The organism is Aestuariivirga sp. (genome assembly GCF_044239095.1).
Lineage (GTDB): Bacteria > Pseudomonadota > Alphaproteobacteria > Rhizobiales > Aestuariivirgaceae > Aestuariivirga.
Window position 1 is genome coordinate 1 of sequence record NZ_JBIICB010000121.1, and the last position, 11,788, is coordinate 11,788.

10 protein-coding genes are annotated in these 11,788 nt (G+C 63.6%); 3 read left to right on the forward strand and 7 right to left on the reverse strand.

Features of this window, described 5'->3' with window-relative positions; translation table 11 throughout:
- The first annotated feature begins 442 nt into the window (after positions 1 to 442).
- Positions 443 to 1,870, forward strand: coding sequence for a cryptochrome/photolyase family protein (locus tag ACILRA_RS12195; protein WP_395662373.1), 1,428 nt, complete (start codon positions 443 to 445; stop codon positions 1,868 to 1,870).
- Positions 1,867 to 2,415 (forward strand): NADPH-dependent FMN reductase, encoded by a 549-nt coding sequence (locus ACILRA_RS12200; RefSeq protein WP_395662374.1) that lies wholly within the window; start codon positions 1,867 to 1,869, stop codon positions 2,413 to 2,415. Before ACILRA_RS12195 ends, ACILRA_RS12200 begins: the two co-directional genes overlap by 4 nt.
- 93 nt (positions 2,416 to 2,508) lie before the next feature.
- Here ACILRA_RS12200 and rpe read toward each other — a convergent pair whose 3' ends face one another.
- The 3 genes from rpe to ACILRA_RS12215 all read right to left on the reverse strand — a co-directional run bounded on the left by rpe (position 2,509) and on the right by ACILRA_RS12215 (position 4,965).
- Positions 2,509 to 3,177, reverse strand: a complete 669-nt coding sequence (gene rpe, locus ACILRA_RS12205) for a ribulose-phosphate 3-epimerase (protein WP_395662375.1) — start codon at positions 3,175 to 3,177, stop codon at positions 2,509 to 2,511.
- Positions 3,178 to 3,184: 7 nt separating this feature from the next.
- On the reverse strand, positions 3,185 to 4,201 hold the full coding sequence (gene gap / locus ACILRA_RS12210) for a type I glyceraldehyde-3-phosphate dehydrogenase (RefSeq protein WP_395662376.1): 1,017 nt from the start codon (positions 4,199 to 4,201) through the stop codon (positions 3,185 to 3,187).
- 104 nt (positions 4,202 to 4,305) lie between these two features.
- The gene (locus tag ACILRA_RS12215; RefSeq protein WP_395662377.1) at positions 4,306 to 4,965 is read right to left on the reverse strand and encodes a TetR family transcriptional regulator C-terminal domain-containing protein; all 660 of its coding nucleotides are present in this window, start codon (positions 4,963 to 4,965) and stop codon (positions 4,306 to 4,308) included.
- A 101-nt stretch (positions 4,966 to 5,066) separates the two neighbouring features.
- Between ACILRA_RS12215 and ACILRA_RS12220 the strand changes: the two genes are divergently transcribed.
- A complete protein-coding gene (locus ACILRA_RS12220) occupies positions 5,067 to 6,332 on the forward strand; it encodes a DUF3422 family protein (RefSeq protein ID WP_395662378.1) in 1,266 nt (421 codons plus the stop codon).
- A gap of 305 nt (positions 6,333 to 6,637) precedes the next feature.
- On the opposite strand, the gene ACILRA_RS12225 is transcribed toward ACILRA_RS12220, so the two are convergent.
- From ACILRA_RS12225 to xylB, 4 genes are read right to left on the reverse strand one after another with little or no spacing between them, the layout of a single operon-like run.
- A complete protein-coding gene (locus ACILRA_RS12225) occupies positions 6,638 to 7,807 on the reverse strand; it encodes a Gfo/Idh/MocA family protein (protein ID WP_395662379.1) in 1,170 nt (389 codons plus the stop codon).
- A gap of 11 nt (positions 7,808 to 7,818) precedes the next feature.
- Positions 7,819 to 8,877 (reverse strand): sugar phosphate isomerase/epimerase family protein, encoded by a 1,059-nt coding sequence (locus ACILRA_RS12230; RefSeq protein ID WP_395662380.1) that lies wholly within the window; start codon positions 8,875 to 8,877, stop codon positions 7,819 to 7,821.
- A 24-nt stretch (positions 8,878 to 8,901) separates the two neighbouring features.
- Complete coding sequence (gene xylA / locus ACILRA_RS12235) at positions 8,902 to 10,218, reverse strand: xylose isomerase (protein WP_395662382.1); 1,317 nt, start codon at positions 10,216 to 10,218, stop codon at positions 8,902 to 8,904.
- Positions 10,215 to 11,672 (reverse strand): xylulokinase, encoded by a 1,458-nt coding sequence (gene xylB / locus ACILRA_RS12240; RefSeq protein ID WP_395662381.1) that lies wholly within the window; start codon positions 11,670 to 11,672, stop codon positions 10,215 to 10,217. The genes xylA and xylB overlap by 4 nt, the downstream gene beginning before the upstream one ends.
- Between the last annotated feature and the right edge of the window lie 116 nt (positions 11,673 to 11,788).

The following is an 11,788-nucleotide window of genomic DNA, read 5'->3' on the forward strand; positions in this document are numbered from 1 at the left end:
GCGCGTCCCGGCGGCGGGCCTCAAGCGCTGCACCACCATTCGTCATCGGTCATTTCACCCGCGGATCCACCCCCTCACCCCTACCCTCTCCCCCACGTGCGTGGGGGCGAGGGGGAAGTGGAGGCGCTTGATCCTGCTCGCACCTGCTGCGTAAAGGAGAGCGGCCCTCATTATCAACGTCTTTGCCTAGGTGCTGAAGGAAAAGCAGTCAGACCTCGACTGAGAACCCCCACGCATTCCTCTCCCCCACCGGGGGAGAGGGCAGGGTGAGGGGGTCTTTCCGCGAGTCCCTGCGGCGGGTCTCAAGCGCTGCAGCATCAACACTCTCCTTCGCCAATCTTCCCAGGGGAGCCACCCCCTCACCCCTACCCTCTCCCCCACATGCGTGGGGGCGAGGGGGATCATTGCTTGATCCGGCTCGCACCTGCTGCGTAAAGGAGACATGACATCTCCTTCCCTTTATTGGCTCCGCAACGATCTTCGCCTCTCCGACAATGCGGCCCTGACCGCCGCGGCGGCGCAGGGTCCCGTGATCTTCCTCTATGTCCTCGATGACGAGACGCCGGGGGAATGGAAGCTGGGCGGCGCCTCGCGCTGGTGGCTGCACAGAAGCCTCGAGGCCTTGGGGCGCAAGGTTCCGCTCACGCTCAGGCGCGGGGCAGCTGACAAGGTCATCGCCGAGGTTCTGGCGGAGACGGGCGCGAAGTCCCTGCACTTCACACGCGACTATGCGCCATGGGCTGGCGCTCTGGAACGGCGCGTGAAGGACATCTGCGATGCGGCCAGCGTCGCCTGCCATCGCTATGGCGGTTTCCTGCTGCATGAGCCGGAATCGATCCGCAATGGTTCGGGTGAGCCCTATCGCGTCTACACACCCTTCTCGAAAGCCTGCTTCGCGAGCGGAGAGCCGAAGCCGCTGAAGCCCGTGCCGGACTTCGCCCCGTGGAAGGGCGCGCTGCGCAGCGACGGCCTCCAGGACTGGGGCCTGCTGCCCACCAAGCCCGATTGGTCCGGTGGCTTCGCGCAACACTGGACTCCGGGCGAGGAGGGAGCGGCTCAGCGCCTCAAGGCCTTCATCGCAGACGGCCTCGCGCATTATGCCGATGAGCGTGACAGGCCGGACCGTGACGTGACCTCGCGCCTGTCGCCCCACCTCCGCTTCGGCAACATCAGCCCCGCACAGTGCTGGCACGCGGTGCGCGCTGCGCAGTTCAAGGCGGGGGCCAAGCTGGACAAGACGGCGGAGAAGTTCCTGAAGGAGATCCTGTGGCGGGAGTTCTCCTATCATCTGCTCCATCACTGGCCGACGCTGCCGACGGTGCCCTTCCGCCCCGAATTCGCATCCTTCCCGTGGAGCGAGAACCCGGCGGCGCTCAAGGCATGGCAGCGTGGGAAAACCGGTTACCCCATCGTCGATGCCGGCATGCGGGAGCTCTGGGCCACCGGCACCATGCATAACCGCGTGCGGATGATCGCGGCATCGTTCCTGATCAAGGACCTGCTGATCCCTTGGGCTGAGGGTGAGCGCTGGTTCTGGGACACGCTGGTCGACGCCGACATCGGCAGCAACTCCGCAAGCTGGCAATGGGTGGCGGGCTGCGGGGCCGATGCTGCCCCCTATTTCCGCATCTTCAACCCGGTGCTGCAGGGCGAGAAGTTCGACACACGAGGCGCCTATGTGCGCAAATGGGTGCCGGAACTGGCGCGCCTGCCAGACCAGTTTGTGCACAAGCCGTGGGAGGCGCCGCGCCTGGTGCTGGAGACGGCAGGTGTTGCACTGGGGCGGAACTACCCGCATCCTGTGGTCGACCACGGCAAGGCGCGTGAGAAGGCGCTTGCCGCATTCCAGCAGATCAAGGGGGCAGCATGACGAAGATACTGGGCATCAGCGGTTCACTGCGCCGCGCCTCTTCCAACACCGGCATGCTGCGCGCGCTGCAATCCATGGCGCCCGGCCATGTATCGGTTGAGGTGGCAACACTGCACGGCATTCCGCTGTTCAACGAGGATGACGAGGCGGCGACGGGCAAGCCCGAGGCCGTCACCGTCTTGAGCGAGAAGATCCGCGCGGCGGACGGCGTCGTCATCGCCTGCCCCGAATACAACTTCTCCTTCACCGGTGTCTTGAAGAACGCCAATGACTGGCTCTCTCGCGGCGGCTCACCCTTCCGCTGGAAGCGCGTTGGCATCGTGGGCGCGGGGGGCGGCCAGTTCGTTGGCACGGCGCGGGCGCAGTATCACCTGCGCCAGAACCTGCAGGCGCTGCAGGCCATCACCATGCCGAGGCCCGAGGTGTTCGTGAACCACAATGAGGAGAAGTTCGACACAGAGGGAAACATCACCGACGCCGAGACGCAGCGCTACCTCGCGAAATGGTTCGAGGCGTTTCTGGAGTGGGTGGAGAAGCGGCCGTAGTTGTGAACCCGTCATTCCGGCGAAAGCCGGAATCCAGCTTTGCCGGCTGTGAAGCTGGATCCCGGCCTACGCCGGGATGACGGGAAACTGGGGTTAGACCGCGATGCTTGTCGCCGCCGTCCGGATGGCGCGGATTTCTTCGGCATAGCTCTTCGCCTTGAAGATGGCGGAGCCCGCCACCAGCACATTGGCGCCCGCGCGCGCCACGTCTGCCGCATTGGCGCGGGTGACACCACCATCGACCTCGATGTCGATGTTCCGCCCACGGACCATGTCGCGAACCTCCGCGATCTTGTCCAGCATGGCGGGGATGAAGGCCTGGCCACCGAAGCCCGGGTTGACCGTCATCACCAGAACCATGTCCAGCCGGTCCAGCACATGGTTGAGCACGGAAACCGGCGTTGCGGGATTGAGCGACACGCCCGCCTTCTTGCCCAGGCTGCGGATTATCTGCAGCGAACGGTCGAGATGCGGGCCCGCTTCCGCATGCACCGTGATCGAATCCGCCCCCGCCTTGGCGAAGGCCTCGAGATAGCGGTCCACCGGCGCCACCATCAGGTGGACGTCGAACAGCTTCCGCGTCACCGGGCGGATCGCCTCGATGATGGGAAAGCCGAAGGAAATGTTGGGCACGAAGTGCCCGTCCATCACGTCGATGTGGATCCAGTCCGCACCCCCATCGTCAATGGCGCGGACTTCATCTCCCAACCGCGCGAAATCGGCAGCGAGGATGGAGGGCGCGATGAGAAGGGGGCGCGTCATGACCGGATCAGCCGATGAGCTTGCCGAAGTGCACGGCGGTGTCGCCCATGCGGTTCGAGAAGCCCCACTCATTGTCGTACCAGGAGAGGATCTGCACAAAATTATCGTCCATCACCTTGGTCTGGTCGAGGTGGAAGACGGACGAGTGCGGATCATGGTTGAAGTCGACAGACACGTTGGGTTTCGCCGTCGTGCCGAGGATGCCCTTGAGAGGGCCGCTGGCGGCGGCCGCAAGGATCATCTCGTTCACCTCTTCCTTCGTCGTCTTGCGCTTGGCGATGAACTTGAGGTCGACGACGGAAACATTCGGCGTCGGCACGCGCATGGCGAAGCCATCGAGCTTGCCCTTGAGCTCGGGAAGCACCAGGCCCACGGCCTTGGCAGCGCCAGTCGAGGTCGGGATCATGGAGAGTGCGGCGGCACGGGCGCGGTAGAGGTCCTTGTGCATGGTGTCGAGCGTCGGCTGGTCGCCCGTATAGGAATGGATCGTCGTCATCATGCCCTTCTCGATGCCGATCCCGTCGTTCAGCACCTTCGCCACGGGGGCGAGGCAGTTCGTCGTGCACGACGCGTTCGAGATCACCATGTGGTCCTTGGTGAGCTTGTCGTGGTTGACGCCATAGACGACCGTGAGGTCCGCGCCATCCGACGGGGCCGAGACGATGACGCGCTTGGCGCCCGCCGTGAGATGGGCGGCCGCCTTGTCACGCGCGGTGAAGATGCCGGTGCATTCGAGCGCGATGTCGATGCCGAGATCCTTCCAGGGAAGCTGGCCCGGATCCTTGATTGCCGTCACCTTGAACTGGTCGGAGCCGATCGAGATCGAATCGCCCTTCACCACCACCTCGTGCGGGAAGCGCCCGTGCACCGAGTCGAACTGGAGGAGGTGGGCGTTGGTTTCCACCGGGCCCAGGTCATTCACCGCGACGATGTCGATGTCCTTGCGGCCCGATTCGTAAATGGCGCGGACAATGTTGCGGCCGATGCGGCCAAAGCCGTTGATGGCGACACGGACTTTCGTCATGGTGCAAGGTCTCCGGTTGACGGGCGGGTTGATTTCGGCGGCATTTATAGTGATTTCGCTACGGCGCGGAAGAGGAAATCTGAGGTGCGCAACTCAGGCGCGGCTCAGCTGCCGGCTACGAAGTGCCGCGGGAAGAGGGCAGCAAGGGCCGCCATGATGATCTTGTGGGCATCCGGCGCCGACACCCGGTCACTGTGGCCAGCGCCATGGGCGGCAAGGCCCAGCCACAGCCCGTCGCAGAGGGCCTCCAGCGTGCGCATGAGGATGTGCGGGTCAGCCAGGTATCCACCCTCCACCACCAGCTCCCGGCACAGGCTTTCCGAAGCCGCCTGGCGCTGCGCATCGAGGCCGGAGCAGATCTGGTCATAGACCGGCCGCCCCTGGGTCTCGCCCCAGAAGGCGATCCATGCGGCAAGCTTTTCGGGCGTGAACACGCTGGTGTCGAAATCGGAGAGCAGCAGCGCCTTCAACCGCTCCGCAGCCGAGGGCCCCGCCTCCCGCACCCGGCTGGCCCAGTGCTGGTGATATTCCGTGGCGAGGGCATGCAGCACCGCGGCCAGCAGCTCGTCCTTGCTGGTGAAATGGAAAATCACGATGCCGGCGGACAGGCCCGCCTCCTTGGCCACGTCAGCGACCGTCAGGGCGGCATAGCCCTTGCGGGCGAGGGCGGCGATCGTCGCGCCGATCAGCTGGGCGCGCCGGATGTCACGGCCAGCCTTGCGGGGTGGCGCGGCGTCCAAGGCGCGATCCCTGGCAATGTTCATGAACGGAAACATAGAGAATTCCGGGCTTAGTGGAAAGCCCATGACCCAGCCTCCATTGACCGGTGTGACCCGGCAACCTAAAGAATCCGTAGGTTGGTATCATGCGCGATCACGAACTCCGGTATGTCTTGAACGACGAGCTGCACGGGCGTCCCGGACTTCCGGTGACGGCTCCGGCACGCGTCACCCACCTTGCATTCACCATCGGCGAGGGGGATGGGGACCCGCTGGCCCATGTGAAGGTGCTGTGCGACACGCTGGGCGTGAAACCTCCGACCGAGGGAGCCCCCCATCACTGGGCCGAAATCGCGGGCGGCCAGATCAAGTATGAGCGCCATGGCGAATTCTACCGGCTCAGCGTTGTGGCCGACGGCGGCCCGGAAAAGGGCGAGGCGCTCGCCATCCTGCCGGTGGGCTGGGTCGACGGGCTTCCAGGGGCAAGGCTCGTCGGCATCCACACGCGCATCATGGACAAGGATGAACCAGGGCCCGATGTGGCGGCCCTGGCTGCGATATTCGGTCATGAGGATCTCGCGGGCTCGCGCACCAGCTCAGGGCTTGCGACCGTCTGGACGGACTTCCGCATCGGGCCGGACGGCTATACCCGCATCATCGTGCATGACCACGGCCTGTCACCGCTCAGGCTGGGCCGCGTCGTCCGCCGCATTCATGAAATCGAGACCTACCGCATGATGGCGCTGCTGGCGTTGCCGCTGGCCCGAAAGGTCCAGTCGGAACTGGCACGGCTCGAGCGCGCGCTGTCCAAGGTGACGGCCGACATGCTGTCAGCGCGGGAAAGCCATGAGGACGAAGGCCTCCTCACCGCGCTCAGCGCCATCGCGCGCGACGTGGAAGAGATTTCGAGCCGCACCAGCTACCGCTTCTCGGCAGCGCGGGCCTATTCAGCGCTCGTCGACAAGCGCATCGCAGAGCTCGGCGAGGAAAAGGTGATGAGCTTCCAGCGCATCGGCGTCTTCCTCGACCGCCGCTTCACGCCTGCCATGGCCACCTGCACCGCCGTCTCGGAGCGCATCAAGAGCCTGGCGGAGAGGAGCGAACGCGCCTCCAACCTGCTGCGCACAAGGGTTGACATTGCGCTCGAAGCACAGAACCAGCAGCTGCTGAAGTCCATGGAAAAGCGCGGCCACCAGCAGCTTCGCCTGCAGCAGACGGTCGAAGGCCTGTCGGTCGTCGCCATCAGCTACTATCTGATCGGCATCCTCGGCAAGCTCATCGACGGCTTCGGCGCCTATGCCCATGTCGAGACGAAACTCGTCAGCCTACTGAGCATTCCGGTGGTGGTGTTCATCGTGTGGTACGGGGTGAGACGGCTGCGGGAGCATATTCTGAGATCGCCGCCGGAGTAGGAAGAGCCCTCATCCGGCCTTCGGCCACCTTCTCCCATCGCGGCGCGACGGGAGAAGGGGATAATCTTTTCACGGCTTTCCCTTCTCCCGTTGCAAAGCAATGGGAGAAGGTCCCCGAAGGGGGGATGAGGGCCTCTTTCCGCGAGTCGTGCTGGTTGAACGAGGCCCTCATCCGGCCTGTCGGCCACCTTCTCCCATCGCGGCGCGACGGGAGAAGGGGATAATCTTTTCATGGTTTTCCCTTCTCCCGTTGCGAAGCAATGGGAGAAGGTGCCCGAAGGGCGGATGAGGGCTTTCTCTTCACCCTACACCTTCACCCACTTCCCGTTCTTCTCCGACGATTTCACGCAGGCCTCGATGAAGGCCATGCCAGCGACACCATCGGCAATCCCCGGGAAGGCCACGTCCTTCTCCGGCTTCTTGCCGGCCCGCTTCGCCTTGATGGCGCGCGCCACCTCTGAGTAGACATTGGCGAAGCCTTCGAGATAGCCCTCGGGGTGGCCAGGTGGCACGCGCGTCATGCGGCCCGCGGCAGCATTGGAGCCCGCACCGCCACGCGTGATCAGCCGCTTCGGCTCACCAAACGGCGTGTACCAGAGATAGTTCGGGTCCTCCTGGCGCCACTCGAGACCGCCCTTGGTGCCATAAACGCGGATCTTCAGGCCATTCTCATTGCCTGGCGCAACCTGGCTGGCCCAGATCATGCCCTTGGCACCGCCCTTGAAGCGCAGCATCACATGGGCGTTGTCGTCCAGCAGGCGGCCCTTGACGAAGGAGGTGAGGTCCGCCGCCAGCTCATCAAGCGTGAGGCCAGACACGTCGCAGAGAAGCTGGAAGGTATGCGTGCCGATGTCGCCCACGCAGCCACCAGCACCCGAGCGCTTCGGATCCGTGCGCCAGGCGGCCTGCTTCTGGCCGGTCTTCTCCAACGCGGTGGTGAGCCAGTCCTGCGGATACTCGCCCTGCACCACGCGGATGTCACCCAAGTCCCCAGCCACCACCATCGCCTTGGCATGGCGGATCATCGGGTAGCCCGAATAGTTGTGGGTGAGCGCGAAGATCACGTCCTTGCGCTTCGCCAAAAGCTTCTCCAGCGCCTTCGCCTCCTTGAGGTTCAGCGCCAGCGGCTTGTCGCAGATGACATGGATGCCCGCCTCGATGAAGGCCATCGCCGCGGGCACATGCACGTTGTTGGGCGTCACGATCGAGACGGCCTCGATGCCATCGGCGCGCTTTGCCTCGGCCTTGGCCATCTCGTGGTAGTCCGTATAGATGCGGTCGGGCGCCAGGCCTAGCTCGGCACCTGAGGCCTTCGCCTTCTTCGCGTCGGCGGAGAGTGCTCCCGCCACGAAGTCATACTGGTCGTCCATGCGGGCGGCCAGGCGGTGCACGGCGCCGATGAAGGCCCCCTGCCCGCCGCCGACCATGCCGAGCCTGATGCGGCCCGTATTGGCATCACTGCGTCCCGAAACCATGACGCGCCTCCTTACTTGATGCCGAGGATGCGGTTGATCTTGGCCTTGTCGGCCGAGCCCGCGACGAAGTCATCGAAGCTCTTTTCCGTCGTCTTGATGATGTGGCTGGCGATGAAGGGTGCGCCCTCGATCGCGCCCTGCACCGAATCCTTGATGCAGCATTCCCACTCCAGCACCGCCCAGCTATCATAATTGTAGCCGGCGAGCTTGGAGAAGATCGATCCGAAATCCACCTGCCCGTCACCCAGCGAGCGGAAGCGGCCCGCGCGCTTAAGCCAAGGCTGGAAGCCGGAATAGACGCCCTGCTTGCCGGACGGGTTGAACTCCGCATCCTTCACGTGGAAAGCGCAGATACGCTCATGATAGATGTCGATGAAGTCGAGATAGTCGAGCTGCTGCAGCACGAAGTGCGAGGGATCATAGTTGATCATGCAGCGCGGATGATTGTCGAGGCGCTCGAGGAACATCTCGAAGGTGACGCCGTCCATCACGTCCTCGCCCGGGTGCAATTCGAAGCCACAGTCAACGCCATTGTCCTCGAACCCGTCGAGCAGCGGCTTCCAGCGGCGCGCCAACTCGTTGAAGCCTTCCTCGATCAGACCCGCGGGGCGCGGCGGCCAGCCATAAAGGAAGGGCCAGCACAGCGCACCGGGGAAAGAGACATGCGCATCAAGACCTAAGTTGCGGGAGGCCTTCGCGGCATACTTGACCTGCTGCACAGCCCATTTCTGGCGCTCCTTCGGCTTGCCGTGGAACTCCTTGGGCGCGAAGGCATCGAAGGCCTCGTCATAGGCGGGGTGCACCGCCACGAGCTGGCCCTGGAGATGGGTGGAGAGCTCGGTGATCTCGACGCCATTGGCCTTGGCCACACCTTTCACCTCATCGCAATAGGTCTTTGAGGTGGCAGCCTTCTTCAAGTCGAACAGGCGGCCATCCCAACTCGGGATCTGCACGCCCTTGTAGCCGAGCGAGGCGGCCCATTTGGTGATCGAGTCCCAGCTGTTGAACGGTGCTGCATCGCCCGCGAATTGCGCCAGGAAAATCGCTGGTCCCTTGATATCGGTTGGCATGGTGTGGTCCTCCCTTGTCGTTTCTCAGATGTATGAATTGATCAGGCCTTCGAGACGCTCCTGCCGGCCGGATTTCGGCTGCGGCTCGATGCCTTCGGCATGCACGCGCTTGGCGATGGATTCGAGCGTTTCCTTGCCATCGAGCATCGCCTTGTTCCTGGGCTCGTTCCACTTGGCATAACGCTCATCCACGATCTTGCCGAGCTTGCCGTCCTCCAGAATCTTCGCCGCGACGAGAAGACCGCGTGCGCAGGCATCCATGGAGCCGACATGGCCATAGAGCAGATCATCCGGATCGATCGACTGCCGCCTGATCTTCGCATCGAAGTTGAGGCCGCCCGTGGTGAAGCCGCCGGCCTTGAGGATCTCGAGGAAGGCCAGCGACATCTCGGGGATGTTCATGGCGAACTGGTCGGTATCCCAACCCGACTGATAGTCACCACGGTTGATGTCGATGCTGCCGAACACGCCCAGGGCGGATGCCAGCGCAATCTCATGCTCGAAGGTGTGGCCAGCGAGGATCGCGTGATTCTGCTCGATGTTGAGCTTCACATCATTCTGCAAGCCGAGTGAGGCAATCATGGCATAGCAGGTGGCCACGTCATAATCATACTGGTGCTTGGTGGGCTCCTGTGGCTTGGGCTCAAGCAGGATGGGGCCCTTGAATCCGATCTTGTGCTTGTACTCGACGACCATGGATAGGAAGCGCTTGGCCTGCTCCAGCTCATGCCCGATCTTGGTGTTGAGCAGCGTCTCGTAGCCCTCACGCCCGCCCCACATCACATAGTTGGCGCCGCCCAGATCCTTGGTCACGTCCAGGCAGTGCTTCACCTGCGCTGCGCAATAGGCGAAGACGTCCGGGTCCGGGTTGGTCGCCGCACCCGCCATGAAGCGGCGGTTGGAGAACATGTTGGCCGTGCCCCACAGCAGCTTCTTGTTCTTGGCCGCCATCTTCTTCTCGAAGATCTTCGCGATCTCGGTGACGTTTGCGTTGAACTCCTTCAGCGACTTGCCTTCGGGCGCAATGTCGAGGTCATGGAAGCAGAAGAAGTCCACGCCCAGAAGTTCGAGCGTGTCGAACATGACGTCCGCCTTCATGCGGGCGGCGGCCATCTCATCGCCCATGTGATGCCACTGGCGCATGAAAGTGTCGCCGCCGAACGGGTCGCCACCCGGCCAGCACAGCGTGTGCCAATAGGCCACCGCGAAGCGCATGTGCTCGCGCATCGTCTTGCCCATCACGATCTGGTCCGGATTATACCAGCGATAGGCAAGCTCGTTCGTGGTATCCGGGCCTTCGTACTTGACCGGGTCTTTGACGGAATAGAATTGGGACATCAGCGATAGATCTCCTTGATCGCGGGGTAGATTTTCGTATAGCGGCGGTAGTGTTCCTCGTACGCCTCGCGCGCCTTGGCTTCGGGCTTGATGGTGCGCGCGGTCTTGGGCGCAGTAAGCACCTTGCGGAAGTCTGCTCCCGTCGCGGCGATGAGGCCGAGGCGTGCGGCACCAAACGCGCCGCCCACATCCCCCGCTGCTGGAAGATCGACCGGAACACCCAGCACGGTGGCGATGATCTTGAGCCAGAGCTCGGACTTGGACCCGCCGCCCACGGCGGTGACGCGCTTCACTTCCGTTCCCGCATCCTTCAAGGCTTCCAGCGAGTCGCGGAAGGCGAAGGCCACGGCATCAAGTGCGGCATGGGTCAGCGTCTTGTGGTCGCTCTCATGGCCCAGCCCCATGATGAGGCCGCGCACCTGCGCGTCGCCCACCGGTGTCCGCTCGCCAGAGAGATAGGGCAGGAACAGCGCAGGCGATGGCCCTGTGAGCTTGGTGCCGAGCGCGCCCGTCAGCTTCGGCGCGGGCGAGCCCAGAATGCCCGCCAGCCATTCAAGGCTTGCGGCGGCAGACAGGATCACGCCCATCTGGTGCCATGTGCCGGGCACGGCGTGGCAGAAGGCATGCACCATGCGGCCGGCATTGGGGCGGAACTTGTCGTTCGACACGAACATGACGCCCGAGGTGCCAATGGAGACGAGTGCGGAATTGTCAGTGACAGCACCGATGCCGCAGGCAGCGGATGCATTGTCACCGCCGCCACCCGCAACGACAGGCCTCTTCGGCATGCCCCAGGATTTTGCCACGGCCGGCGTGAGGCGTCCGGTGGCGTCCGTTCCCTCATAGAGTTTCGGCATCTGGTCGATGGACATGTCAGAGGCGGCAAGCAGCATGTCCGACCAGCGGCGCTTGGCGATGTCGAGCCAGAATGTGCCTGACGCATCCGACATGTCGGAAGCGAATTCGCCCGTCATGCGGAAGCGGATATAATCCTTGGGCAGCAGCACCTTGTCGACCTTGGCGAAGGTCTTCGGCTCATGCTTCTTGACCCACACGAGCTTCGGCGCCGTATAGCCCGCGAGCGGAATATTGCCCGCGAGCGGCACCGCCTGCGGCTCCCGGTTCATGATGTCATCGCATTCGCGGAAGGAGCGCGCGTCATTCCACAGAATGGCGGGGCGCAGCACCTTGCCGTCCTTGCCGAGCAATGTCGCGCCATGCTGCTGCCCGGAAAGCCCGATGCCTTCGACGGCGGCAATCGCCTTGGGCTTCATCTTGCCCAGCGTCTTGACCACGATGTTGCAGGCCTTCCACCAGTCCTCCGGGTTCTGCTCGGACCAGCCGGGCTGCGGGCGCGACACCTTCAGAGGCGCGCTCGCCGTTGCCACGATCTTTTGCTTGGCGTCGATCAAGACGCCCTTTACCGATGATGTTCCGAAATCCAGCCCCAGATACATGCGCCCTCCCCTTATGGAATGTTGTCACGAACATAGATGTCAATGCGGATGCGTTCCATCTCCTCAACGAGTGGCGCCTTGTCGGCCTTGGAGAGGAGCACGCGGATGGCACTCCT